Source organism: Gillisella terrae, assembly GCF_004801395.1.
GTDB classification, from domain to species: domain Bacteria; phylum Pseudomonadota; class Alphaproteobacteria; order Rhizobiales; family Rhizobiaceae; genus Allorhizobium; species Allorhizobium terrae.
Window position 1 is genome coordinate 61,124 of the sequence record NZ_SSOA01000012.1, and the last position, 25,501, is coordinate 86,624.

Annotated in this window: 24 protein-coding genes; 13 read left to right on the plus strand and 11 right to left on the minus strand. The window is 56.0% G+C overall.

All coding sequences use genetic code 11. From position 1 onward, the window contains the following. Positions 1 to 18 precede the first annotated feature (18 nt). Both E6C51_RS17565 and E6C51_RS17570 read left to right on the plus strand, forming a co-directional pair. Positions 19 to 1,581: a helicase HerA-like C-terminal domain-containing protein gene (locus tag E6C51_RS17565; protein WP_190236950.1), complete on the plus strand. Its 1,563-nt coding sequence runs from the start codon at positions 19 to 21 to the stop codon at positions 1,579 to 1,581. Between the two features lie 163 nt (positions 1,582 to 1,744). Further along, entirely contained in the window at positions 1,745 to 2,869 is a 1,125-nt protein-coding gene (locus E6C51_RS17570) for a mechanosensitive ion channel family protein (protein WP_230987416.1), read from the plus strand. 457 nt (positions 2,870 to 3,326) lie between these two features. On the opposite strand, the gene E6C51_RS17575 is transcribed toward E6C51_RS17570, so the two are convergent. Then, the gene (locus E6C51_RS17575; RefSeq protein ID WP_190236951.1) at positions 3,327 to 5,141 is read right to left on the minus strand and encodes a HAMP domain-containing methyl-accepting chemotaxis protein; all 1,815 of its coding nucleotides are present in this window, start codon (positions 5,139 to 5,141) and stop codon (positions 3,327 to 3,329) included. Between the two features lie 409 nt (positions 5,142 to 5,550). Between E6C51_RS17575 and uppP the strand changes: the two genes are divergently transcribed. Continuing rightward, entirely contained in the window at positions 5,551 to 6,423 is an 873-nt protein-coding gene (uppP, locus tag E6C51_RS17580) for an undecaprenyl-diphosphatase UppP (RefSeq protein ID WP_146936546.1), read from the plus strand. A 7-nt stretch (positions 6,424 to 6,430) separates the two neighbouring features. Here uppP and E6C51_RS17585 read toward each other — a convergent pair whose 3' ends face one another. The 3 genes from E6C51_RS17585 to xylF all read right to left on the minus strand — a co-directional run bounded on the left by E6C51_RS17585 (position 6,431) and on the right by xylF (position 10,000). Then, a complete protein-coding gene (locus E6C51_RS17585; protein ID WP_146936548.1) occupies positions 6,431 to 7,216 on the minus strand; it encodes an ATP-binding cassette domain-containing protein in 786 nt (261 codons plus the stop codon). Between the two features lie 17 nt (positions 7,217 to 7,233). Next, positions 7,234 to 8,547: a sugar ABC transporter permease gene (locus E6C51_RS17590; RefSeq protein WP_146936550.1), complete on the minus strand. Its 1,314-nt coding sequence runs from the start codon at positions 8,545 to 8,547 to the stop codon at positions 7,234 to 7,236. 412 nt (positions 8,548 to 8,959) lie between these two features. Beyond that, a complete protein-coding gene (gene xylF, locus E6C51_RS17595) occupies positions 8,960 to 10,000 on the minus strand; it encodes a D-xylose ABC transporter substrate-binding protein (RefSeq protein WP_190236952.1) in 1,041 nt (346 codons plus the stop codon). Positions 10,001 to 10,239: 239 nt separating this feature from the next. Here xylF and E6C51_RS17600 point away from each other — a divergent pair, with 239 nt between their 5' ends. Further along, positions 10,240 to 11,445: an ROK family transcriptional regulator gene (locus E6C51_RS17600; protein ID WP_190236953.1), complete on the plus strand. Its 1,206-nt coding sequence runs from the start codon at positions 10,240 to 10,242 to the stop codon at positions 11,443 to 11,445. On the opposite strand, the gene E6C51_RS17605 is transcribed toward E6C51_RS17600, so the two are convergent. Next, complete coding sequence (locus tag E6C51_RS17605; protein ID WP_190237000.1) at positions 11,446 to 12,249, minus strand: class I SAM-dependent methyltransferase; 804 nt, start codon at positions 12,247 to 12,249, stop codon at positions 11,446 to 11,448. It abuts the gene before it with no gap. A gap of 169 nt (positions 12,250 to 12,418) precedes the next feature. On the opposite strand from E6C51_RS17605, the gene E6C51_RS17610 reads away from it, so the two are divergent. The 7 genes from E6C51_RS17610 to E6C51_RS17640 all read left to right on the plus strand — a co-directional run bounded on the left by E6C51_RS17610 (position 12,419) and on the right by E6C51_RS17640 (position 19,856). Beyond that, positions 12,419 to 13,558 carry an ABC transporter substrate-binding protein gene (locus tag E6C51_RS17610; RefSeq protein ID WP_190236954.1) on the plus strand — a complete coding sequence of 380 codons (1,140 nt, stop codon included), beginning with the start codon at positions 12,419 to 12,421 and terminating at the stop codon, positions 13,556 to 13,558. A 60-nt stretch (positions 13,559 to 13,618) separates the two neighbouring features. Next, complete coding sequence (locus E6C51_RS17615; protein WP_190236955.1) at positions 13,619 to 14,755, plus strand: ABC transporter substrate-binding protein; 1,137 nt, start codon at positions 13,619 to 13,621, stop codon at positions 14,753 to 14,755. After that, positions 14,755 to 15,822, plus strand: a complete 1,068-nt coding sequence (locus tag E6C51_RS17620; protein WP_146936560.1) for a FecCD family ABC transporter permease — start codon at positions 14,755 to 14,757, stop codon at positions 15,820 to 15,822. The genes E6C51_RS17615 and E6C51_RS17620 overlap by 1 nt, the downstream gene beginning before the upstream one ends. Continuing rightward, entirely contained in the window at positions 15,816 to 16,571 is a 756-nt protein-coding gene (locus E6C51_RS17625; RefSeq protein WP_190236956.1) for an ABC transporter ATP-binding protein, read from the plus strand. The genes E6C51_RS17620 and E6C51_RS17625 overlap by 7 nt, the downstream gene beginning before the upstream one ends. A gap of 318 nt (positions 16,572 to 16,889) precedes the next feature. Next, entirely contained in the window at positions 16,890 to 18,701 is a 1,812-nt protein-coding gene (locus E6C51_RS17630; RefSeq protein WP_190236957.1) for a methyl-accepting chemotaxis protein, read from the plus strand. A gap of 293 nt (positions 18,702 to 18,994) precedes the next feature. Further along, positions 18,995 to 19,483: a GNAT family N-acetyltransferase gene (locus E6C51_RS17635; protein WP_190236958.1), complete on the plus strand. Its 489-nt coding sequence runs from the start codon at positions 18,995 to 18,997 to the stop codon at positions 19,481 to 19,483. Positions 19,484 to 19,625: 142 nt separating this feature from the next. After that, positions 19,626 to 19,856, plus strand: a complete 231-nt coding sequence (locus tag E6C51_RS17640) for a hypothetical protein (RefSeq protein WP_230987418.1) — start codon at positions 19,626 to 19,628, stop codon at positions 19,854 to 19,856. A gap of 76 nt (positions 19,857 to 19,932) precedes the next feature. On the opposite strand, the gene E6C51_RS17645 is transcribed toward E6C51_RS17640, so the two are convergent. The 3 genes from E6C51_RS17645 to E6C51_RS17655 all read right to left on the minus strand — a co-directional run bounded on the left by E6C51_RS17645 (position 19,933) and on the right by E6C51_RS17655 (position 22,391). Then, on the minus strand, positions 19,933 to 20,847 hold the full coding sequence (locus E6C51_RS17645; protein ID WP_190236959.1) for a cytochrome c: 915 nt from the start codon (positions 20,845 to 20,847) through the stop codon (positions 19,933 to 19,935). Between the two features lie 82 nt (positions 20,848 to 20,929). Then, positions 20,930 to 21,382 (minus strand): c-type cytochrome, encoded by a 453-nt coding sequence (locus E6C51_RS17650; protein ID WP_146936571.1) that lies wholly within the window; start codon positions 21,380 to 21,382, stop codon positions 20,930 to 20,932. A 166-nt stretch (positions 21,383 to 21,548) separates the two neighbouring features. Further along, positions 21,549 to 22,391 (minus strand): metallophosphoesterase, encoded by an 843-nt coding sequence (locus E6C51_RS17655; protein WP_190236960.1) that lies wholly within the window; start codon positions 22,389 to 22,391, stop codon positions 21,549 to 21,551. Positions 22,392 to 22,506: 115 nt separating this feature from the next. Between E6C51_RS17655 and E6C51_RS17660 the strand changes: the two genes are divergently transcribed. Continuing rightward, positions 22,507 to 23,013: a GNAT family N-acetyltransferase gene (locus tag E6C51_RS17660; protein ID WP_190236961.1), complete on the plus strand. Its 507-nt coding sequence runs from the start codon at positions 22,507 to 22,509 to the stop codon at positions 23,011 to 23,013. Between the two features lie 74 nt (positions 23,014 to 23,087). Here the strand turns inward: E6C51_RS17660 and E6C51_RS17665 are convergent, their stop codons facing one another. After that, positions 23,088 to 23,693 carry an FMN-dependent NADH-azoreductase gene (locus tag E6C51_RS17665; protein WP_146936577.1) on the minus strand — a complete coding sequence of 202 codons (606 nt, stop codon included), beginning with the start codon at positions 23,691 to 23,693 and terminating at the stop codon, positions 23,088 to 23,090. A gap of 82 nt (positions 23,694 to 23,775) precedes the next feature. On the opposite strand from E6C51_RS17665, the gene E6C51_RS17670 reads away from it, so the two are divergent. Continuing rightward, positions 23,776 to 24,183: a winged helix-turn-helix transcriptional regulator gene (locus E6C51_RS17670; RefSeq protein WP_146936579.1), complete on the plus strand. Its 408-nt coding sequence runs from the start codon at positions 23,776 to 23,778 to the stop codon at positions 24,181 to 24,183. 36 nt (positions 24,184 to 24,219) lie between these two features. Here the strand turns inward: E6C51_RS17670 and E6C51_RS17675 are convergent, their stop codons facing one another. Together E6C51_RS17675 and E6C51_RS17680 are read right to left on the minus strand one after the other, a co-directional pair. Continuing rightward, complete coding sequence (locus E6C51_RS17675; RefSeq protein ID WP_190236962.1) at positions 24,220 to 24,702, minus strand: GNAT family N-acetyltransferase; 483 nt, start codon at positions 24,700 to 24,702, stop codon at positions 24,220 to 24,222. A 77-nt stretch (positions 24,703 to 24,779) separates the two neighbouring features. Next, on the minus strand, positions 24,780 to 25,382 hold the full coding sequence (locus tag E6C51_RS17680; protein ID WP_190236963.1) for a superoxide dismutase: 603 nt from the start codon (positions 25,380 to 25,382) through the stop codon (positions 24,780 to 24,782). Positions 25,383 to 25,501: the final 119 nt, after the last annotated feature.

Sequence of the window (25,501 nt, forward strand, 5' to 3'; positions counted from 1 at the left end):
TGTGGGGGATGTGAAGTGATGCCGAACGAGGGAAAGCTTTTTCTGGGAGCCAGCCGCAACCCGGATGACAGTTTTAACAAGCAGGAGTTTCTGGCGCTCAAATTTGCCAATCGTCATGGTCTGGTCACGGGGGCCACAGGCACCGGCAAGACCGTGACCCTGCAAGTGATGGCCGAGAGCTTTTCCAATGCCGGTGTGCCGGTGTTTTGCGCCGACATCAAGGGCGATCTGTCTGGCATCGCACTCAAAGGTGAGCCTAAAGATTTCCTGCTTAAAAGGGCGGAGGAGGTGCAGCTTTCGCCTTATGCTTTCCAGAATTTTCCGGTGATATTCTGGGATTTGTTCGGTGAGAAGGGCCATCGGGTGCGCACCACCATGGCCGAGATGGGGCCGCTTTTGCTTGCGCAATTGATGGAAGCATCTGAAGCGCAGGAGGGTGTGCTCAACATCGCCTTCAAGATTGCCGATCAGGGCGGGTTGCCGCTGCTGGATCTCAAGGATTTGCAATCGCTGCTGACCTATATGGCCGAACACGCAAGTGAGCTGTCCGGGCAGTTTGGCTTGATTTCGAAAGCCTCGGTCGGCTCGCTTCAGCGCGGCTTGCTGATGCTGGAAAGCCAGGGCGCGGCCAGCTTCTTTGGCGAGCCCGCGCTGAGCATTGCCGACATCATGCGCATTGCCCCGGATGGGCGCGGCACCATCTCGGTGCTGGCCGCCGACAAGCTGATGATGAACCCGCGGCTTTATGCGACGTTTCTGCTCTGGTTGCTGTCTGAGCTGTTTGAAGAGCTGCCGGAGGTTGGCGATCTGGACAAGCCAAAACTGGTGTTTTTCTTTGATGAGGCGCATCTCTTGTTCAATGATGCCCCGAAAGCCTTGATCGAGCGGGTGGAGCAGGTGGTGCGCCTGATCCGCTCAAAAGGGGTAGGGGTGTATTTTGTTACCCAGAACCCGCTGGATGTGCCGGAGACCGTTTTGGCGCAATTGGGCAATCGGGTGCAGCACGCCCTGCGCGCCTATACGCCGCGTGAGCAAAAAGCAGTGAAGGCCGCAGCCGAGACATTTCGCCCCAATCCGGCTTTTTCCTGCGAGGAGGCCATTACCAATCTCGGCACTGGCGAGGCGCTGGTCTCCACGCTGGAGGCCAAAGGTTCTCCCACCATGGTGGAGCGTACCTTGATCCGCCCGCCATCTGGCCGCCTTGGGCCGCTCAACGATACGGAGCGCGCCGGGGCGATGGCACTGAGCGCGGTGGCAGGCGTCTATGATCAAACCGTGGACCGGCAATCGGCCTTTGAAATTCTGGCGGAGCGATCTGAGCGGCTGGCGGCCGCCGAGCGGGCGCGCAATCCAGAACCCGCCGGGGAAAGCGGCAGTACCAGCGGCTGGACTTTGCCCGGTTTTGGCGATGGTGAAAAAGAAACCGCGAAAACCACAGCCCGCCCGCCTGCCACGGGGCGACAACGCGAAACGGTGATTGAGGCGGTGATCAAAACCGCGGCGCGCTCGATCACCAGTCAGGTGGCTAATCAGATTGGCCGGGCGCTGGTGCGTGGTATTCTGGGCAGTTTGAAGCGGTAGGGCGCCGTGCTGATTTCGATCTGAGCCCTGATGCAGCAAACGCGCCGGAACGGATGAGGACAGTTTTGTTTGACTTTTTCTTCCTGCGAACCAAATCACGCTATAAATGTTTGTGCTTTGAGACAGCACCATTTCGGCGCAACACTTTGCTTCAGGAGGCACAGTGGATTTCTATATTCAGCAGATCGAAAAGTTCAGCCGCTTCTTGCCCGATTGGGCGATAAGCCTGATTATTTTTACTGTGGTGCTTGGTTTCAGCTGGCTCCTGCATCGGCTGATTTTCGAAATGCTCACCCGGATTGTGGCCGAAAAGGATCTGCTTTGGCGCTCGATGGTTTCGCGCAACAAGCGGCCAACCCGGCTTGCCGTCTTTGTTCTCGGCGTCTCTTTTGCCAGTCATGTATCACCGCTGACCAGCGAGCAGGACAATACGATCCGTCATATCATGCTGGTTTGCCTGATTTTTCTGATTGCCTGGGTCGCTCGAAGCGCCTTGCACATCTGGTCCACGGTTCATCTGCGCGGTTTCAAGCTGGACACCGCCGACAATCTGATGGCGCGCAAACATGTCACGCAGTTTCGCATTCTCAAGCGGGTTTGCGAATGGCTGATCATTGTGGTTGCGGTGTCTGCGGCACTGATGACATTTGATGAAGTTCGCCAGTATGGCGTCAGTCTGCTGGCGTCGGCGGGCGCTGCCGGTATTGTTGTTGGTCTTGCCTTGCAGCCGGTGTTGAAAAACCTGCTGGCCGGTCTGCAACTGGCCGTCACCCAGCCGATCCGCATTGATGATGCTCTTCTGGTGGAAGGGGAATGGGGCAATGTCGAAGAAATCACCTCCACCTATGTTGTGGTGAAACTCTGGGACTGGCGGCGTCTTGTGTTGCCGCTCAATTATTTCATGGAAAAGCCCTTTCAGAACTGGACACGCGAAAGCTCGTCCCTGATCGGTACCGTGATGATTTATCTTGATTATCGGGCGCCCATTGATCTTATTCGGGCAAAAGTGATGGAGCTTGCCGCCAATTCGCCGCTGCACGATGGTGGGGTGGTCAATGTGGCTGTCACGGATTTCAAAGAAAATACAATGGAGGTGCGCATTCTGGTGTCGGCAAGCAATGCCGGGCGAACCTTTGATTTAAGATGCTACATTCGCGAACACCTCGTGGCATTTTTGCGTGATCACCATCCAACGGCGCTACCCGTGTTGCGCATGGAGCGGCAGGCAGATCTACGCAACAGCCCGGATGCTGTGACAGGTCGGACAGCAGATCTCGAAAAGGCTTAGGCCGCCGCGCCTTGATGGGATTGGCACTCTACAGCGCTGTGCGCCACATATGGCGCACAAAGGAGGCTGTAACACTTCTAGAGTCTGTCAGGTTCAAATTGAACCATAGTTACACGACACAAACGCCTTTATGTGCCGTTTACCCCCCTCTGGCTTGCCAGCCATCTCCCCCACAAGGAGGGAGATCGGATAGGCGTTCCCGCTCGTTTCTCACAATGAACTCGTGATTTCCGACCCATAGGACGTATGCTGTTGAGCAATAGGGTTGCTTTTTGTCGATCTCCCTCCTTGTGGGGGAGATGCCCGGCAGGGCAGAGGGGGGGGTGAGCTATACGGTAAAACCTATGCGTCGTGTACTGTGAAATTGAACCAGACACACTCTCGATTCCCTTGTTTTCGTTTGTCTATTCGGGAAAACCGGTTTCCACTTTTCCCTGACAAACTCTCATCCAACGCTTTAAGCGGCCCGACGCATTGCAGCGCTCCCTTGGCTGCCCGGAATAATAAACCGTGATACAAGCTGTTGCAGCCGCGTACTTTCCTGCGCAAGGCTGGCGCTGGCGGCGCTGGTTTCTTCGACCATGGCCGCATTTTGCTGAGTGACCTGATCCATCTGATTGACGGCGGTGTTAACCTCCGAGAGGCCGACCGATTGTTCACGCGATGAGGTGGCAATGGCATCCATCAAGCCGTTGATGGTGGTGACATGCACTTCGATGGCTTTCAGCACGTCGCCGGTTTCCTGTACCTGACGAACACCGTTTTCCACTTCCGCCGTTGAATTGGTGATCAACTCCTTGATTTCACGGGCTGCTCTCGCCGAGCGCTGGGCCAGCTCACGCACTTCCGTGGCAACCACGGCAAAGCCCCGGCCTGCCTCGCCCGCACGGGCGGCTTCCACGCCTGCGTTCAAGGCGAGAAGATTGGTCTGGAAGGCGATTTCATCGATCACCGTAATAATATTGGAAATCTGGTTGGAGGATTGCTCAATACGGTGCATGGCATTGATGGCCTCGTTGACCACATGGCCTGAACGCACTGCGCTGCTGTTGGCCTCCTTGGCAACGCCGCGGGCCTCTTCCACACGCTTGGACGAATTTGTGACATTGACCGTAATCTGGTCGAGGGCAGCCGCGGTTTCTTCCAGCGATGCTGCCTGCTGCTCTGTGCGTTTTGACAGATCATTGGCGCTTTGGCTCACTTCGCGCGAGCCATCGTTGATGGCCCCGGCAGAGCCGGCAACGGTTGCAATGGTGCTGCCCAGTTGCGATACGGCGGAATTCAGATCAAGGCGAAGGGCATCAAATTCGGCCGAAAACGGCTCGTTCAGTTCAAAATTGAGATCGCCAGCCGCCAGCCGCTTGAGGCCCGATGCCAGACCAGCCGTTGCTTCTTGCAGCTTCCTTTGCGCTGCCGCTTCGGCTTCCTGTTGCAGTCGCAGTTTTTCGGCTTCGGCCTTGTGGCGGGCGGATTCCGCTTCAGCCTCAAGGGCGCGATTGCGCAAAATGCCATCCTTGAACACCTGAAGGGCAGCCGCCATGTCGCCGATTTCATCCTTGCGGCTCTTAAAGGGCACTTCGCCACTGGTGTCGCCGGATGACAGGGTGCGCATATTGCCTGTCATGACTTTCAGCGGCCGAACAACCCGCACGGCACTGATGATGGCTGCACTCACGCTAATCAGGATTGCCAACACGAGGGCGGCGTAGGTCACCGTGGTCGCCAGAGAAATGCTCTCGATGGTCGATGCACCCTCATCTTTCACATTGCCAGAAAGATCATCAACGGCAGCCTGGATGTCATCGCCTGCTTTGTTATACAGTTTTAGAGAGTCACCAAAAAACAGGGTTTCGGCTTTCTCCTGTTGCCCACTGGCCGCAAGCGTCTTGATGTTCTGCCAATATTGCTCTGCCGCCTCCCAGTCTTTGGAAAAGGCGTTGTAGAGATCGCGGTCGCCCTGATCGACCATCAGCGGCTCATACGCTTTTCTGTTCTTGGCCAAATCTGCGTAAGCTTCCGAGAGGTCTTTGCCAAATTCGGCTTGCAGGGACTTGTCGGCGGTGAGGTAATTGCCTTGGGCAACCCGTATGTCGCCGAGATTGGCATTGATCTGCCCCATGATGATGAAGGAGGGCACGCGCTTTTCGACAATCTGGTGGTTGCTTTCCTCAATCGTGCCCAGCGATCTGATGGCGTAGACGCCCTGTCCAGCGACAACGACAAGAATAACGGCAAACAGCGATGTCAAAATTTGACCAAGAGAAATTCGCATGACAATCTCCAACGGGTTAAGAGCAGCGATCCATGCCGCAATTTCGCGTTTCGTTTTTTAGGCAGATGGAGAAGTATCTGATAAATATATTGAACAAATGCTAATTTTTTTATCGTTTTGGTTGAAGATGCTTGCTACGCGCAGTCTGGATTTATTTCGATTTTCTGAATATTCTTGTCTTCTCCATAAGTCTTTCATGGTGCATGCAATGTCCGTGGCATATTCTTTCACGGTCTGTTGAATTGCAGTCTTCCTTCTGCCACGTTCAGAGTTTCAAAGCATTCCAACCCCCTATGGACTGTCACTGTGAATAGGATTCAACGTGACTGGCTTTAGATCTTATTGTGTCGCATGGGCGATATCGTTTTATTGAGGACAATAAAACGCCACATGCTTGAAGAGGTGATCAATGGCGGATGCTTGTCTGGTGGGCTCGGCAACGGGCTTTGTTGACTTAAGTTTTATGGAAACGGCGTTTCTGGGCGTGGTGCAGGGTGTGACCGAGCTGGTGCCGGTGTCATCCTCTGCCCACATGCGCGTGGTGCCAGCGCTGTTGGGCTGGCCCGATCCGGGGGCCGCTTTTTCAGCCGCCATGCAGATGGCAGCACTGGTTGGGGTGGTCAGCTATTTCTGGCGCGATATTTTTGGCCTCGCTTCTGGCTCCATCAGCGCTTTAAAGCGGCGCGATTATAATGATTTCAGCTTCCAGCTGGTGCTGTGGATCATGATTGGCACCATCCCGATTGTGATTGCCGGTCTTGCTCTGTCGCACAGTCTCAACAGTTGCGGCTCTCCCTTGCGCAGCCTGTGGGCCGTGGGCATAGCCTGTATTGTCATGGGTGGTCTTTTGGCCGCAACCGAGCTTTTGGCCAAGCACAAGCGCAATCTGCCCAGCATTCGCCCGCTCGATATTATTCTGGTGGGCATTGCCCAGGCCGCAGCGCTGATCCCCGGCGTGTCTCGCTCGGGCGGCACGATTACGGCGGCATTGGCGCTGGGTTTCAAGCGCGAAGAGGCCGCCCGCTTTTCGTTTCTCTTGGGCCTGCCTGCCATTGTGTTGGCGGGCCTCAAAGAAGTGTGGGAGCTGCACAAACTCTCGCTCGATGCCCACGGCTGGGCGCTTCTCAGCGTGGGGCTGATTGCCGGTGGCATTTCCTCGCTGATTGCCATCTGGGGGTTGATGCGCTTTCTGGAGCGTTTCTCCACCTGGCCCTTTGTGATCTATCGTATTCTGCTTGGCTTTGTGTTGATTGCGGCGGCAGCCACAGGGGCTGCCACCTGATCTAAACTCAAGCCACCTGCATGGCACCGGGGCCGGGCACGGCACCCGGTGGCACTTTGCCCATGATGATCATGCCCAGCACCTCATCCTTGGTCACGTCCGTGGTTTTGGCGTGGCCCACCACTTTGCCGTTTTTCATCACAAACACCCGGTCGGCCAGATCAAACACGTCATGAATGTCATGGCTGATCAGGAAAATGCCGATGCCTTCCTTTTTGAGCTGCAAGATCAACTCGCCGACTTGTGCGGTTTCCTGCGGGCCAAGGGCGGCGGTTGGCTCGTCCATGATCAGAATGCGGGCGTCAAACAGAATGGCGCGGGCAATGGCCACCGATTGACGCTGACCGCCGGAGAGCGCCTTGACCGGCTCCTTGAAGCGCTGGAAATTCGGGTTGAGCCGTCCCATCACTTCGCGGGCTTTCGCTTCCATCGCCACATCATCCAGCGTGCCCCAAGGGGTTTGCAGCTCGCGCCCGAGGTAAAGATTGGCGGCGGCATCGACATTATCAGCCACGGCCAGCGTCTGATAAATCGTCTCAATGCCATAATGCTTGGCATCGCGCGGGTTGTTGATGTCGGCAGGTTCGCCATTGATCAGGATGTCGCCAGCGCTGCGCTTGTAGGCCCCGGACAAGATCTTGATCAGGGTGGATTTGCCCGCGCCATTATGGCCAAGCAGGGCCACGACTTCGCCGGGAAACAGATCGACAGAGGCATCATCAACGGCATGAATACCGCCAAAGGAGATGGAAATATTCTTCATTTCCACAAGAGGCGTGTTCTGTTGTGTCATAACGTTTCTCCTGCTTTTTATCGGGTGCGGGCACGGTAAACCGTGTCCAGCCACACCGCGACAACCAGAACCATGCCAATCACAATGCTCTGCAAAGGCGTATCCATGCCCAGCAGCACCATGCCCGAATTGAGCGATTGCATGACAATGGCCCCAAGAATGGCGCCAACAATCGTGCCAGCGCCACCGGCCAGAGATGTGCCGCCAATCACGGCAGCGGCAATGGTGTAAAGCTCATCCAGCGTACCTTGGGCGTTGGTGGCGGCATTGAGGCGGGCGGTAGAAATGGCCGCAGCGATGGCGCAAAGCGCCCCCATCAGCGCAAAAATGCGCACCGTCACCCAGCGGGTCTTGATACCGGCCAGCTCGGCGGCTTCGGGGTTGCCACCAATGGCAAATACGTAGCGGCCAAAGCGGGTACGGTTGGTGATGAAATTCATGACAATGGCAATGCCAAGGGCAATCAACACAGGAATGGCAATGCCCAGCGAAATATCCAGCCCGCCATCTGGCCACGGAATATTGTTTGCCTCGGCATATTTGCGCGCCAGATTGACCGGCATGTAATAGCTATTGAGCACATTCACGGCACCCATCACGGCACCACAGCCAATAACACCCATGAAATATTCGGCCCAGACGGGCTTGAGCGGAAAGCCAAAGCGTTTGCGCTGCTTGCGCGAATGCAGGATCGACAGCACGATAAACACGCAGGCAATCACGCCCACCACCCAGCTTGCCGTGGCCCCGATCGAGCCATCAGCACCGCCGCCCATCAGGCGAAAGCGGGTGTCCATCGGCGCAACGGTTGCACCGCTGGTGACCATCCACGCGCAACCGCGCCACACCAGCAATCCGCCCAGTGTGACAATGAAGGAAGGCACATTGAGAAAGGCAATGATCGCGCCCTGAAAAGCACCAATCGCAGCCCCGATGACGATGCCGAAAGCCAGCGCCAGCACCCACATCAGCGGATGTTCATAGCCTAGCCACACTGGCAGAAATTTGGTTTGCGTTACCGCCATCATCATGCCGACAAAGCCGAGGATGGAGCCGACAGAGAGGTCGATATTGCGGGTGACAATCACCAGCACCATGCCGGTTGCCATCACCGACACCGACGCCGCCTGTACCGAAAGATTCCAAAGGTTGCGCGGTGTCATGAACAGCCCGTCTGACAGCACGTGAAAGCCGACCCAGATCAGCAAAAGGGCAATCACCATGCCCATCAGGCGGGTGTCGATTTCGGTGGCTTTTAAAAACTGTTGCCAGAGATTGGCCTTGGTCGGCCGGGCGCTGTTGGAGGCTGCGCTGATTGTGTGATCCACCATGGACCGGATACTCCTCTATGACCTTTGGGTCTGCGGTAGGTGCCGCTTTCGTGCCAGCGTGTGTGGGGCGTGATTTGTTGTTTTGAACGGATGGTGCGCGGGGCTACCCCCCTCTGTCCTGCCGGTTTTGCCCTTCGCGTGGCTCAGGGCGTTCGTCGGTTGAAACGATTCACTGGATCGTTTCATCGGCTTCGCCGACCCCTTCTCATCCCAGCTCAAGGGGGAGATCGACTCGGGGCTTGCCTCTCACTTTCCATTTTAGCGTGTCGAAGCGCGCGACGTGTCATTGAAAAGGGGTGATAAACCCCATCCAATCTCCCTCCTTGAGGGGGAGATGCCCGGCAGGGCAGAGGGGGGTAAGCCCCGCACCGCAGCGCCTATGGAATACGCTGCGATGCTGAACCAACCCTTCTTACTTGCACACCGCCACGGTGCCGGCTTTTACGCCCTGGCACAACTCGCTCTTGCTGATCCACTTGGCATCGAGCACAACATTGAGGTTGTCCTTGGTGATGGCCTGTGGCTTGAGGAATTGCGATTCCATTTCAATGCCCTTGGAGCCGCCCTTGAATTTCACGGTGCCGGGGATTTCGCTCATCTTCTTGCCGCTTGCCAGCTCAACGGCCACATCACCCGCTTTTTTGCCCAGCATACGGCTGTCTTTCCACACCGATACGGTCTGGGTGCCAAGCGCCACACGGTTCAGCGCCGCCTTATCGCCATCCTGACCGGAAACGGGAACGGAGCCCGCCAGACCTTGTGCTTCAAGGGCTGCGACAACACCACCGGCCATGCCGTCGTTGGACGAGACAACCGCATCAACCTTGTTGTTGTTGGCGGTCAGGAACTGCTCCATGTTCTTCTGGGCAATTTCCGGCTTCCAGCCATCGGTATAGGCTTCACCAACATTCTTGATCTTGCCAGCGTCAATCGAAGGCTTCAGCACTTCCATCTGGCCGGAGAAGACGAAATCGGCATTTGGATCGGTCGAGCCACCCTTGATGAACACGTAATTGCCGGTTGGCTTGACCTTCATGACGGCTTGCGCCTGCAAGCGACCAACTTCCTTGTTGTCGAAGGTGATGTAATAGGTGTTGGGGTTTTCGATCAGCCGGTCATAGCCAATCACCGGAATGCCTTCATTGGTGGCCTTTTCAATGGCAGGGCCAATGGCGCTGGAATCTTGCGCCAAAACGATCAGGGCGTTGGCACCTTGGGCAATCAGGCTTTCAATATCGGTGAGCTGCTTGGCGGCCGATGTCTGGGCGTCAGCCGAAATATACTTGGCACCATGGGCCTTCAAGGCTTCCTTGATGGCGGCTTCATCGGTTTTCCAGCGTTCTTCCTGGAAGTTGGACCACGATACGCCAACAATCAGATCCTTGGCGTAGGACGGGACGTGCACGGACGTAATGACGGCAACGCATGCCATCAGTTTCATGACGGATTTCATTTTAAACCTCCCCAAAATGAAAGCGGTGGGGCAGACCTCCTCGTCCGCCGCATCACCACCGAAAAACCCCCGAGATTACCGGAAACCGGCCCAATAATGTTTTTCTCGACAGTCGAGAAAATAACTGGCAGAAGAATGACAGCCTGTCAACAGCCCTTGAAACGGACTTGTCAAGACAGTGCACAAATGCTTTGGGAGGAGCATGTGTGTAAGTTCACGGTGAAGGGTCGGGCCTGCCGATGCTGATCAAATCAAGCAGCGACAAGGTGCGTCGGCAAAATTCCACGCGAGTGCTGTCTGTGCTGCGGCGGCAAGAAGCGCTGTCGCATACCGATCTCTCGGAGCTGACCGGGCTTGCCTCGGCCACGGTTACCGCCATCACGGCTGAACTTGAGCAGATTGGCGCAATCGAGCGGCATGAGCCGCAGGCGGCAGCAGCAAGGGGCCGTCCAAGAGTGCTGTTGTCGCGCAGGCGCAGCTTTGCCTATTGCATCTGCGTGCAGATTTCCTCGGACAATGTGCGCTATGCGCTTGCCGATTATCGCGGCACATTGATGGACCGCTTTGATGAGCCAAGGGTGCAGACCGCAACACCGCAGCAGTTTTCCGCAGATTTTGCCAGAGCACTGCTGCGTCTGGCGGAGCGCTCCAAACTGGACCCGGCAGCTGTTGCTGTTTTGTCGGTCAGCAGCAAGGGCATTGTCGATGCCGAGGGTGCCCATGTGGTGTGGTCGCCGGTGTTTGGCAATCAGCCGGTGGACCTCGATACGGCCCTGTCTGCCTTCCCCAATGCCGATCTGATGATCAGCAATGAGAGCCTGTTGGTGGCCTATGGTCTCGCCTCACGCCTTGGTGGGGAAGGGGGCGGTTTTCGTGGATTGGTTGCGCTGTCATTGGGTCACAGCATTGGCCTTGGCATTGCCCGCACCAATGGGGTGGGTGGGTTTGAGATCAATGCCCCCAACTTTGGCCATATGCTGAATGCCGCCGATAACAAGCTCTGCCGCTGCGGATCGCGCGGCTGCGTTGAGGCATCTGCTGGCTTTTACGGCATTTTGCGCACCGCCTTTGAGGTGCCGCCCGACACCATTCCGGCTCGCTTTGTTCCCTTGGCCGAGATGGATCGCATCGCGCTCTCGGCCCGACAGGGAAATCGCATGGGGCAATATGCCTTTCGGCAGGCGGGCCTGGCACTGGGGCAGGGGTTGTCACGGGTGTTCAGCCTCTATGAAACCTTGCCCGTTATCATCACCGGCCCCGGCACCCGCTATTATGATCTGCTGGCGCGCGGGCTCGAAGAAGGCTTGCAGCAATGCCTGCAAGTGCGGCTCGATGGCATGCCCAAGATCGATATTGCTGGCGACGAGGCCAGTCTGGTCTATGAAGGGCATCTCGATCGGGCGCTGAAAGCCATTGATCAGCAATTGGCGGCGGGTACGCCGTGATCACTTCACCGCGCAAATCGCATAGCGGTGCTGGGTTGCACGCTCAAGACCTTTGAGAAAGCCGAAATTGGCTCTCTGTGCGCGGTTGATGGCGCGCAAGTCCTGATCAATTGTGATGGACGAAAAGCCAGCCTGTTTCAGCAGGTCCACAACTGCATCGGCGCGTGCCCCTTTGGAAAAATACACCCGCGAGAGAATGCTTTTGTGGGTGTCGGCCAAGGACGCGGACGGGCCGTGATGGGCTGGCTGTTTGCCGATGTGAAGGCGCGATGCCAGTTTCGTCAAAAATCCGGTGAGTTTGGCAAATGGGCTGGGATTGACAAAATCGCCATCGACGATCAGCACCTTGCCGCCGGGCTTGAGCACGCGGTGCCATTCTCGAAAGGCGCAAAGCGGGTCCACAAGGGTCCAGACCAGATGGCGGTTGGTGATCACATCATAGGTGCCGTCCAGCTCCATGGTATTTTCGGCATCACCCATCAAAAAGCGGATGGTGCGGCCGCGGGCTCTGGCCTTGGCGCGCGCACGGGCCAGCATCGGTTCAGACCAATCCATCCCAGTGACGTTAAAGCCAAGATCATCGAGCAGATGCGAGACCACGCCGGTGCCCGATGCCAGATCAAGCGCCTTGCGGCCATCGCCAGCCCCAAGATGGCGGCTGATCAGCCCATGCCAGGCGGCGCGCTCGTCTTCGGAGAAAATCTCATGGCCCGGCTGACTATCGAATGTCTCGGCCCGTGCCGACCAATAGGCCTTGATCTCGTCTTTCAAATTGTAATTGTGCTGATTGGCAACCTGAGACATGTTCACCCGATACCCTTTAAATTTGATAGAATCCTTCTAAAAGATATTTGTTGACTGATAAAGTCATAATATCATAAATCCCCATTCAGAACGGCATATTTGGAAACGGGGCGATTGGCTTTTCTAAAAATGCCGTTGATGAATAAAACAAATTTCATGGAGACATAACGTGTTCAACGTTTATGGGGTGGTTACGGCTGCCGCGCTTTCGCTTGCGCTTTTTTCAGGTGCGGCCAATGCTGGCGAAAAGGTGAAGATCAAGGACATTACCGGCCGCGAGGTTGAGGTGAGCGTGCCGGTTGAGCGGGTGATTCTGGGCGAGGGGCGCCAGATCTATTTCACCGCAGCACTGGATACCGAGCAGCCGTTCAAGCGCATTGTTGGTTGGCGCGATGATTTTCAAAAAGCCGATCTCGACGGCTATAATATTTATCTGAAAAAATTCCCCGAAATGGGCAAAATCCCCACCTTTGGCGGCATGAAGGATGGCACGTTCGATATTGAACAGGCCGTGACCCTGAAGCCAGACGTGATCATCATGAACATTGATGCCAAGTCGGCAACAGAAGAAAGCGGCTATATCGAAAAGCTTGCCAAGGTTGGCATTCCGCTGGTCTATGTCGATTTTCGTGAAAAGGCCATGGAAAACACCGATCCATCCATGCGTCTGATTGGCAAGCTGTTTGGCAAGGAAAAGCGCGCCGAAGAATTCGTGCAGTTTCATGATGCCCAGATCAAGCGCGTTACCGATAAACTGGCCAGCGTCAAAGACCTGAAAAAGCCTGTGGTGTTCGTCGAGCGTGCTGGCGGCTACAGTGATGATTGCTGCATGTCGTTTGGCAATGAAAACTTTGGCAAGATGGTCGATATTGCCGGCGGCAAGAACATGGCCGATGGCATCATCCCCGGCACTTTCGGCACGGTCAATCCAGAGCAGATCATTGCCTCAAACCCGGATCAGGTGATTGTCACCGGTGCCAACTGGGAAATGTATGTGCCCGGCGGCAAATGGGTTGGTGTCGGCCCCGGTGCAGACAAGGCCGTGGCTGAAAAGAAACTGGCAGACCTGATGAAACGCCCCGGCTTTACCGACATCAAGGCGGTCAAAGAGGGCAATGTCCACGCCATCTGGCACCAGTTCTACAACAATCCTTATCAGTTCGTGGCAATCCAGCAGATGGCCAAGTGGCTGCACCCTGACCTGTTCAAGGATCTCGATCCGGAAGCCACCTTCAAGGAGTTGCATGATCGCTTCCTGCCGGTGGCCTATGAGAGCGGCTATTTCGTTTCGCTGAAACCCCGCTCGTAAATTTTGCAGAACCGGCGGCACAATGGCGTCGCCGGTTCTCTTGCTTTTAAAGGTTTTCGTATGAATTTCAGATATTTGATCCGGGCGCTCGTCGCCCTTGTGCCATTTCTGGCGCAGCCCCTTTGGGCGGCTTCGCTGACAGATGTGGCTGGCCGCACCGTGACGCTGGATTTGCCAGCCAAGCGGGTGCTGGTGGGCGAGGCACGGCAGATTCACACCATTGCAGCGCTTGCGGGTGCCCACACGTTTGACACCATTGTCGGCTGGCGCGATGATTTTCTGACCAAAGACCCGGACAGCTATGATGCCTATGTGGAGCGCTTTCCCAAAATCGCCGATCTGCCGCGTTTTGGCTATGTGCCCAATGGCAGTTTCAGCCTGGAAGCCGCCATTGCCCTGAAGCCGGATGTGTTGACGCTCAACATCGAAGCGCAAACGGCAGCCCATGAGAGCGGGCTGGAGGAGAAGGCCGCTGCGGCGGGCATTCAGGTGGTCTATGTTGATTTTCGCGTTGATCCCGACAAGAATACGGAAAAATCCATCGAGATTCTCGGAAAAATCTTCGGTTATGACGATAAGGCCAAAGAGCTGATTGCCTATCGCCGCGCGCAGATTGCCCGCGTCACAGACCGGCTGGCATCTGTAAAAGATCTCAAGCGGCCTTTGGTTTATATGGAGCGCGCGCCGGGCAATGATTTTGAAAACGGCTGCTGCCGCACCTTTGGCCCGGCCAATTTTGGCGAGATGGTCGAAAAAGCGGGCGGCCATAACATTGGCTCAGACGTGTTCAAAACCACCTTTGGCACCATGAGCATTGAGCAGCTGATCACCGCCAACCCCGACCAGATCATTGCCACCGGCTCCAATTGGGCGGCTGAATCCAAAACCAACCGCTTTGTGCATGTCGGGCGCGGTGCTGACCCCATCAAAGCCCGCGCAAAACTGCAAACCCTGATGCAGCGCACGGGCTTTGAAGGCTTGAAAGCCGTGCAGGAGGGCAATGTGCACGCCGTGTGGCACCAGTTCTATGGTGCGCCTTACGAGTTTGTGCCGATCCAGCAATTTGCCAAATGGTTCCACCCAAAACTGTTTGCCGATCTCGATCCCGAGCAGACGTTTCGGGAGTTCCATGAGAAATTCCTGCCGATTGCTTATAAGCCCGGCTATTTCGTATCGCTTGATAAAGGTGCACAATAATGGCTCTTGCGGTTGAAAATGCCTCGAAAGCAGCCGGGGGTGTGCAATACCGCGCCCTTGCTGCCCGACGCAGCATAATTTTGATCTGCCTTTTGGCAGCTCTTTGTCTCAGTGTCGCCGTTGATATGGCACTTGGGCCAGCGCGTTACACACTGGAACAGGTGCTGACGGCGATTTTCTCGCCAGAAGCTGTGTCCAACCAAATCCGGGTGGTGATCTGGGACATTCGTATGCCCATCGCCCTGATGGCGGTCACGGTGGGGGCCTGTCTGTCGCTGGCGGGCGCGCAGATGCAGACCATTTTGGCCAATCCGTTGGCAAGTCCGTTTACGCTGGGTATTTCTGCGGCGGCAAGCTTTGGGGCGGCGCTGGCGCTGGTGGGCGGTGTTGCGGTGTTTCCGGTGGCTCTTGAGTTCATGGTGCCGATCAATGCTTTCATCATGGCCATGCTGGCATCACTGTTTATCTATGGTGTGTCCACCATGCGCGGCGTGACGGTGGAAACCATTGTGCTGTTGGGCATTGCCTTGGTGTTTACCTTCAATGCGCTCCTGTCTTTGCTGGAATATCTGGCCTCAGAACAGGCGCTGGCGGCGGTGGTCTTTTGGACCATGGGCAGCCTGACCAAAGCCACCTGGATGAAGGTGGGGGTGACGGCTGCTGTGCTCGTGGTCTGCGTGCCGCTGTTTGCCCGGCAGGCCTGGGCCCTGACCGCCCTTCGCCTCGGCGATGACAAAGCCGCAAGCCTTGGTGTGAATGTGCGCCGTCTTCGACTGCAAACCATGATGCTGGTGAGTTTGCTGGCGGCGATCCCGGTGTCTTTCGTTGGCACCATTGGCTTTATTGGTCTGGTCGGGCCACATATTGCCCGCATGTTGGTGGGCGAAGATCAGCGATTTTTCCTGCCTGCTTCGGTGTTGTGCGGCGCGCTGTTGTTGTCGGTGACATCGGTGGTGTCGAAAATGCTAATTCCGGGCGCAATCCTGCCAATTGGCGTCATCACAGCCCTTGTGGGCGTGCCCTTCTTCTTCTCGCTGATTTTCACCAATAGGAGGCGCGCATGGTAACGCTGGCGCTCGATAAGGTCGGGGCACGCTATGGCCGCGCCACCGTCTTTGAGGATATCACCACAGCCCCCATGCATGGGGGCGAGCTGACCGCGCTGATCGGTCCCAATGCGGCGGGCAAATCCACCCTGTTCAAGCGCATTGCCAGCCTGCTGTCTGGCCCCGGCACGGTTGTGGTGGAGGAGGTGCGTGAGGGTCGCCGCCCCATCTGTTACATGCCGCAGGACACCGGCGCCAATGCAGTGCTGACGGTTTATGAATCCATCCTGCTGGCCGCCAAACAGGGCGGCGGCTGGCGGGTGGCCGATCATGAATTGAGCGAAATCGACAGCATCCTGAAAGCGCTCCGCATCTCCGATCTCGCCTTTCGCGATCTTGGTGCGCTGTCTGGTGGCCAACGGCAGCTGGTGGCCATTGCCCAAGCGCTGGTGCGCAAGCCCGAAGTGCTGCTGATGGACGAGCCAACCTCGGCGCTTGATCTGTTTCGCCAGATTGAAGTGCTGGAATTCATGGCCTCCATTGCCAAATCGGAGGGCATGGCCGTGCTGATCGCCCTGCATGATCTCAATCATGCGCTGCGCTATTGCAGCCAGACCATGGTGATCAACGGCGGCCGCCTGATTGCCAGCGGCCCAACCCGCGAGGTCATCACGCCCGAATTGCTGCGCGACGTCTACCGCGTCGATGCCCGGATTGAGCCTTGCAGCCAGGGTCGTTTGCAGGTGATTGTGGATGGCGCTTTGGGGTGAAATCTGCCCTCTTTTAAAGATTGGCGTGTCGCAGGACGTTGTATCCTCGACACGCCTGCGTGGCTGTTATCAAGGTGCTTGCAGGAGTGCCTGTGGGAGCAGAGAACGGCTGCAAAGGTTCATCAAAATTTAACCATAAAAAGTATGAGCCATACGATCACGTTTAATTGATATTTAAAACACTTGGCAGATAAGCGGCTTTTGAAATGATCAGTTTTGCGTGTAGAGGTCAGGGCGGGCTTCTTACGTAATATACTGATATTTATATATTTCTTACTGCTCTCAACTGGAGAGTGTAGCGCGTATTTGGGGATGGAAATGCTCGGTAAAATTTCAATAAAAGCAAAGCTATTGCTGGTTCTCATCATTCTTGGCCTGGTGTCAATTGTTGGCGTATCACACATTGCCTATAGCTTCACGACGGCCAACAACACCTATTTGCGCTTCATTGAAAAAGAGGCCAATTCCGGTATTTTGGCCGCCCGCGCGTCGGCTGGCATGTGGACCGCTGTGAATGCTCTGGGCCGCGTGGCGATCAACAAGGTTGGTTCGCCGGAATTTGATGAGGCAAAGGCAAGCTTTACCCGCAATGTCGATGGTGCGCTGGACAAGCTGAATACGGTTGCAAGTGCGGTGCCGCAAACCGCGGCCAATATTGAGCAATTGCGTGGCTATTCCGAACAGTATCGCGGCCACTTTAACAAGATTGTCGCCTTTAAAGAGAATGGCAAGGATGCTGAAGCTGTCGAGCTGTTCAAGTCTCTCGATAAGCTGGCGCAAGAATTTTCGACCAAATCCGGCGGCACCAACGCATTCCTGACAAGCCTTTTGAATGACGGCGGCAAATCCATTAGTGCCGATACAAGCGAAACAATCACCTCAACCATCATTGCGCTGGTGTTGTGCTTTATCGCGGTGCTGGCACTTGGATTTTACATTGCCACTGCCGGAATCAGCCGCCCCATGGAAGCCCTGCGCCAGCGCATGGCGTCGCTGGCCGATGGTGCGCTGGAGGCGCCGATTGATGGTGGCGATCGCAAGGATGAAGTGGGTGCCATGGCCAGAACCGTGGTGGTGTTTCGCGACAATGCCCTGGAGCGCCGTCGCTTGCAGGCCGAGGCAGAAGAGGCGCGCAGCATGAGCGACACGGAACGCCGCGAACGCGAGACTCAGAAGGCCCGCGCTGCCACTGAAATGCAGCAGGTTGTTTCGGCTTTGGCCGGGGGGCTTCGCCAGTTGGCGGCTGGCGATCTGAGCCATCAGATCACCACGCCTTTTGCGGCTGATCTCGATGGCCTTCGCCAGGATTTCAATGAAGCCATTGGCAAGCTCAATGAAGCGCTGTCACGGGTTGGCGAAAATGCCCAGACCATTATGGCGAATTCCAACGAAGCCCGCTCAAGCAGCGATGACCTGTCCAAGCGCACCGAGCAGCAGGCCGCAGCCGTTGAAGAAACCGCTGCCGCTCTGGAGCAGATCACCACAACGGTGAAGGATGGTGCAAAGCGCGCCGAAGAAGCAAGGCATCTGATGACAGAAACCGGCCAAGCCGCCAGCAGTTCGGGCCAGGTGGTGCGCTCTGCGGTCGAAGCCATGCACGCCATCGAAACCTCATCTTCGGAAATCTCCAATATCATTGGGGTGATTGACGAGATTGCCTTCCAGACCAACCTTCTGGCGCTCAATGCAGGCGTTGAAGCGGCCCGTGCTGGCGAGGCAGGCAAGGGCTTCGCCGTGGTGGCGCAGGAGGTGCGTGAGCTTGCGCAGCGCTCTGCCAATGCGGCACGCGAAATCAAGAACCTGATCAACACGTCCAGCGCCCAGGTTGCCAATGGCGTGACGCTTGTGGTCAGCACCGGCGAGGCTTTGGATAGCATTGTGCAGCGCGTTCAGGATGTGACACGGCATGTGCAGGGCATTGCTGAGGCCTATCGTGAGCAATCCCTTGGGCTTCAGGAAATCAACACGGCCATCAACAGTCTCGATCAGGGCACACAGCAAAATGCGGCCATGGCCGAAGAAGCCACGGCCAACGCCCATAATCTGGCCACAAGCGCCGAATCCCTGCTGCAATTGCTCGGTCGGTTTCAACTCGCACAAGCGGCCCAGCAGCGCCGTTACGCAGCCTGACCACAAAAGGACGTTGTAGCATTTTAAATCTGCTGCATAATTTTCACCTTAAATCGATTCCGATTTAAGGAATTATGCAGCAGATGATCAAACGCCGGGCTTGACATTTCCATCAAGACCCGGCATTGATCCCGCCATGATCACATCGCGCACAATCATTTCCTGCACGTATTTTTGGGCCTACCGGTAATCGGCGGCTCGACAGATCATCATGTCAACAAGCCGCCGTCAGGCGGCTTTGTTGTTTTTTACGAGCTCTTCCCTGACGGCGAAATTCAAAAGGGAAGCTCGCAATGACCGAAGATACTGATATAATCCTGCCGCGCCCGCCGCTTGTGTCGATCCGCCATGCGCGGCCCGATGATTTGCCGCAGTTGAGCGACATGATTGCTGATCTGGCGGCCCACCATGGCGATGCATCGGCGATGACAGAACAGACGCTGAAGCGCGATCTGTTTGGCCCCATGCCTTGGATCACCGCGCTTGTGGCCGAAGGCGAGGGCGAGTTGATTGGCTATGCCATTCTCGTGCCGCTTTACAGGGCTATTGAAGGCAAGCGCGGCATGGATTTGCACCATCTTTATGTGCGCGATGGGCAGCGCAGCAACGGCATTGGTCAGCATCTGGTGGCGCGCGCCCGTGATCTGGCCAGAAAATCCGGCTGTGATTATCTTTCGGTCAGCGCCACCACCGGCAATGTCGCCGCTCATCGCTTTTACGAGCATATGGAATTTGCACCACGCCCAGTCACGGGCATGCGCTATATTCAGGCACTGGCGTAAGAATGGCGTCAAGACAGCCGTTTTTGCCGGGTTTTAGGACAGAATCCGGGCGTGTTGTTATCTGAAGATCATCATTCATCTTTATGACATGCCCGGGACAAGCCACTGTAACAATACTCGTCTTTCCTGGAGGAAGACCAAAATGACACTCATGATCGAAAATCGCAGGATGGAAAGCACCATCCGCGCTCTGCTGGACAAGCATACCGACCCAAATCTGCACCGTTGGGTGCGCGAAACCGTGCGCTCGTTTGAAACCCGCTTGACGGGTATTATTGACCCGATCGAGCGCGATCAGGCCCGCCACGCCGCACTGGTGTTGATCAAGACCACCTTGCAAGAATGGTCTCGAAATCCGGTGATGCAGCATTGAGTTTGTCAGGGAAAACCGGATTTCACTTTTCCCTGACACACTCTAAAGGCTTATTTCCCTGACACACTCTAAAGGCTTATTTTGCCGGGATCGCCTTCAAATAAGCGGCAATGGCGGCGCGGTCGCTGGCGGGCAGTTCGGCCATGTTTTTCTGCACCTCGACCATAGAGCCGCCGACGCTGTCAAAATCTGGCGTGAAGCCGGTTTCAAGATAGCTGGCGATTTCGTCTTTCGACCATTTGCCAATCGTGTCCGAGCCGGGGGTAATGTCGGGAATGCGCCCTTCGCCTTCCGGGTTTGGGCCGCCTGCCAGCCATTTTTCTGTTTCCAAACCACCGATGGCGTTGCGCGGCGTATGACATTCGCCGCAATGGCCGGGGCCCTCGACCAGATATTGCCCGTGGCGCACCTGCTCATCGGCATTGGCAAGGGTTACGCGCGGGGCGTCCGACAGATAAAGCCACTTCCAGCCGGTCAGCAAAATTCTCTGGTTAAACGGAAAGCCGATTTCATGGGCGGGGGCCACATTGGGGCTTGGGGCCAGACTTTTGATATAGCCAAACAGATCAGCCACATCCTGCGGCTTCATGCGGGAATAGGATGTATAGGGAAAGGCGGGATAGAGGTTCTCGCCATTGCGGCCAATGCCGCGGGTGAGGGCATCGCCAAACTCGGCCAGTGTCCAATTGCCAATTCCGGCCTTGGGGGCGGGTGAAATATTCGGGGCGTGGAAAGTGCCAAACTGGGTTTTCAGCGTTACGCCACCACTCAGCAACAGACGTGCATCGCCACTGGCGTTGGGGGCTGCATGACAGCTCGCACAGCCACCCGCAAAGAAAATGCGTTTGCCGTTGGCGAGATCAGGCGAGGCCGTGCTGGCCCAAACCTCGGGAGCCTGACGGTGCGGTGCAATGGCAAAAACATAGACCGCAACCGCAGCAACCCCGGTGACAACTGACGCCGCAATGCCCAATTTTGTCTTGCCTGCCATGCCTGTTCCTTTTGCCAACCAGATAAAATACGGGCAGGATCAAGCGCCCGGCACAGAGCCTGGCGCTTGCCTTATGCCAGAATTACTTCTTCAAACGAAATGCCTGATGGCAATCGCCGCAGGTGGCACCAATGGCTTTCATGGCTGCGCCAACGCCAGCCTGATCGGCAGGAAGGGTGGCAAGCTGGGTGGCAGCGGCGGTTTCAAGGGCCTTTGCCTTGGTCTTGAAGGTCGCCATGTCCTCCCAGATTTTCGGGCTGGCTTCGGTGTTGAAGCCGGTTTCCGATCCCTTCGGGAACTGGTCCGGGAAATGCTTGGCAACGTCTTCCATGGTGGTCAGCGAGGCCTTGACCACGGCTGCGTCATAGGGCTTTTCGCCTTTGGCAATGCCAGCCAGCGCGCCCATGGCGCCGCCCACTTTTTTCATCATGGCAGCGCGAACCACTTGTGGCTCATCGGCCGCACTTGCCATGCTGACAGCGCCACCTGCAAGACAGAGACAGAGGGCTGTAATTGTGGTGTGTTTCCAATTCATTGGCATTCTCCCTTAAGTGCCGATGGAGCGGCAGACGGTTTCCCACACGATATTTGAACGTAACAGATAAACCAAATAAAGTCACAACCGCGTGATCTCATGGTGAATACAGGCCTCTTGAGGCGCTGTTGCGACAGAAAGCAAAAAACCCCACGATCTCAACAATTTAAATTGCCAGCGTGTAGCTTTCCTGCCGACCGGAACCTTCAATGATCAGCGTGTCAGGCATGAGTTTAAGCGTGGCATAGGCGTTGTCGCGCTCGGTATCCACCATGCCTTTGAAATTGATAAAATGGGTGTGGCCCAGCTTGCCATAATTGCCGCGATGATCATGGCCGCTCAGATAGGCAAGGGCGGCTGGCGAGGAGGAGATGATTTCCGCGACGGTTTGTGCATCCCAGAGCGCGTGATCGGAAAAGGGGTGCAGGGGATAATGGCCCAGTACGATGGCTTTTTCACCATGCTGCTCGGCAAGAGCAAGACGGCTTTTCAGCCACGCAATCTGGCTGGCGCTCATACCGGCGTTCCAGTCATGGGCATTGATGGCACCTTTTTCCTTGAGCGCAGCCAGAAGGCTTTCTGCCTCTTTCAGACGCGCATCGCCCGGCGGTGGCGCAAAGGTCGAGATCTCGCAGCAATCGGTGATGATCAGCCGCACACCGTTGACCACCACATCATAATAGGGCGCTGGCATATCCAGCGCTGCCTGCACCATGCTACGCTGTTCTGGCTTGACGGCAAAATCATGATTGCCGGGCAAAAAAATCACCGGATGGCGCGATGCGGCAAATGTCTCCAGCGCTGGGGCAAAATGCTCAAAACCGCGATCGATCAAATCGCCCAGCACCACCACGCGATCCAGATCTTCCAGATTGAACGCATGAATTGCCGCCCGCAATTTCGTGAGGCTGTTGGCATAATGGCGATCCATACGGGCGTCTGGGGGAAGGGCGGCATATTGAGGATCGGCAATGATGCCGAGTCGCAAGAGGGGGCTGGTCTTCTGCATGATCACCTGTTCCATTTGTGCGGCAGATAATCTCTTGCGATGACAGCGGCATGACAACCCTTTAAAAACACCTGCGCGACTCTTCTACCATTATGATTTTGCAGGACATACGACAATGACGTCAATTCTCCTTTCACCTGTGCGACGCTCCGATTGCGCCGACCTTATCGCCGCAAACCACCAAAGCCAGAGCTATCACGCCCCTTGGGTCAAGGCTTTTACCGACTCAGACGGGTTTGATGCATGGTTTTCGCAAACGGTAACGGGAGCCAACATCGGTCTGGTTGCCCGTGAGTCTGAGAGCTTAGGTGTGGTCGGCGTCTTCACCTTAAGTCAGATCGCGCTTGGCAATTTCAGAAGCTGCTATCTCGGCTATTATGGCATGGCTGGCTTTGGCAAGCGGGGCCTGATGACCGAAGCGTTAAAGGCCACCATGGCCTATGCCTTTGATGAGGTCGGCCTGAACCGGGTTGAGGCCAATATCCAGCCGGGCAATGCCCGTTCTATCGCGCTGGTTGCGCGTTGCGGTTTTGTCAAGGAAGGCTTTTCAGAGCGCTATCTGAAGATCGATGGCGAATGGCGCGACCACGAGCGCTGGGCGCGGGTCAAGGATGCGGTGTAAGCCGGGATTAGGCATAAAAAAGGCCAGCGCGCATATCATGCCCGCTGGCCCTTCACATTCAGTCAAGCAATCAATCAGGCAGCCTTGAGGGCTTCGATCGAGCTGTTGGCCTTGGCAACAGCAGCAGCCTTGGCTTCGTCGCCCATGTTGACGCCTTCAGCGATCACAAATTCCAGATCGGTGATGCCGAGGAAGCCGAAAACGCCCTTGAGGTAGGTTTCAGCATGTTCCAAAGCAGCAGCTGGGCCTTCGCTGTAAACGCCACCGCGCGACAGGGCAACCACAACGCGCTTGCCACCGCACAGGCCTTCTGGGCCATTTTCGCCGTATTTGAAGGTCTTGCCAGCGGCGCAAATGCGGTCGATCCAGGCCTTCAGCTGGCTTGGAATGCCGAAGTTGTAGAAGCCAACGCCGATAACAACCACGTCAGAATCCAGAAATTCCTGAAGAACTTCGCCGCCCAGGGCGAGATCAGCCTTGGTGGCTTCATCGTTGCTGGCGTCGTAATTGCCCATGGCAGCAGCCAGGGTGAGGCCAGAGAGGTGGCCAATCGGGTTGGCTGCAACGTCGCGATAGGTCACAGTGGCGTTTTCACCCAGCTTCTTGGCGATGGAGGCGCTGAGCGTGCGGCTGACGGAATAAGGGCCGAGAACGCTGGAATCGATGTGCAGAAGTTTCATAGTCAGTCACCTTCTTGTATGGTATAAAACCGATACTGAGACACATATGGTAACCTAAAAATGCTTGCAAGGAGGCACATCATTGGAACTCGGTCACACGGATGTAACTGGCACCGTTCAAGAGGGTGCGCGCGAGGGTAACCACAATCCTAAACGCTGCGATGCCATCAACAGTGTGCTCAACCGTGTGGGCGACAAATGGAGCGTGCTTCTGGTGATGTCGCTTGCTCAAGGGCCCTGCCGTTTCAATGAGCTGAAACGGCGCGTGGACGGAATTTCCCAACGAATGCTTACACTTACCCTGCGTGGACTGGAGCGGGACGGGCTGGTGAAACGCACGGTCTATGCCACCATTCCGCCGCGTGTCGATTATGAATTGACCCCGCTTGGCCACTCTTTGCGTGAACCCATCGAGGCTCTGGGCCATTGGGCTTTCGACCATTATGAATGCATTGTTGCAGCCCGTGCGGAATTTGACGCCAAACAGTGAACAGTGCGTTGCAAAAAATCCAGTGAATTTGCCGACTCAATTGTTGGGACTGTTTCTGATCTGTTTGGCCATATTGATGCCGGTGATGCGAAAGCCGCCCGCCTGATAAACATGCTGGGCGCGCCCATTGTCTGCGGCGACCCGCAGTTTGATCTCGCGATAGCCTTCCTTGGCCAGCATATTTTCCAAAGCCAGCAAGGCTGCCTTGCCTTGGCCCTTGGCACGGTGCTCTGGCAGGATGGAAAAATCATAGATGAACACCGAACGGCTCACCTCATCCGGGCGATACCAGACATAGCCGATCACCGCCTGCAAATCGCTATCCGCGATCGTGCACAGGCTGTGGCCCTTTGTTCGGGGACCATCAGGAAGGCTATGGGCAATCTCGGTTTCTGCCTGCTTGAGGGCGTCATTCATCGAGCGGGCGTAATTGCTGGCGATCTCCTCAGCGTAATCCGGGATGAAATAGGCCAAAAAAGCGCTGTATTGCTCCTCTGTCATGGTGTTGAAATCAATCATGCTGGCTTTCCTGTTCTCAATGCAAAAACACCCGGCACAGATGTACCGGGTGTTATAACTCTCAAGGGCGCTTCAGCTTACTTGGTGGCCGCTTCATACATTTCAGCGACATAATCCCAGTTGATCAGGCTGTCGACAAAAGCTTCCAGATATTTTGGACGGGCGTTGCGGTAATCGATGTAGTAGGAATGCTCCCACACGTCGACGCCGAGAATTGGCGATGCGCCATGCACCAGCGGGTTTTCGCCATTTGGTGTCTTGGAGATTTCCAGCTTGCCATCCTTGACCGAAAGCCATGCCCAGCCGGAGCCGAACTGTGTGGTGCCAGCGGCAATGAAATCAGCCTTGAACTTGTCGTAGCCGCCGAGGTCAGAGGCAATTGCCGCTTCCAGCCTGCCCGGAATCTTCTTGCCGCCGCCGTCTTTCTTCATCCAGTTCCAGAAATGGATGTGGTTGTAGTGCTGGCCAGCGTTGTTGAACAGACCGGCGTTCTTGCCATAGGACTGCTTGACAACTTCTTCCAAAGACAGGCCTTCAAGACCGGAATCCTTCAGCAGGTTGTTGCCGTTGGTCACATAGGCCTGATGGTGCTTGTCGTGATGGAATTCCAGCGTTTCAGCCGACATGAACGGGCCGAGTGCGTCGTAAGCGTAAGGCAGGGCGGGAAGTTCGAAAGCCATGATAAAATCTCCTCTGGGCATCGAAAATGAAAAGGTGAGGTGAGCGGAACATAGGAGCGCCAAAGGCAAGAGGCAACCTGCCAAACGGCAAATTATTGTTCCGATCAGAACTTTCTCTC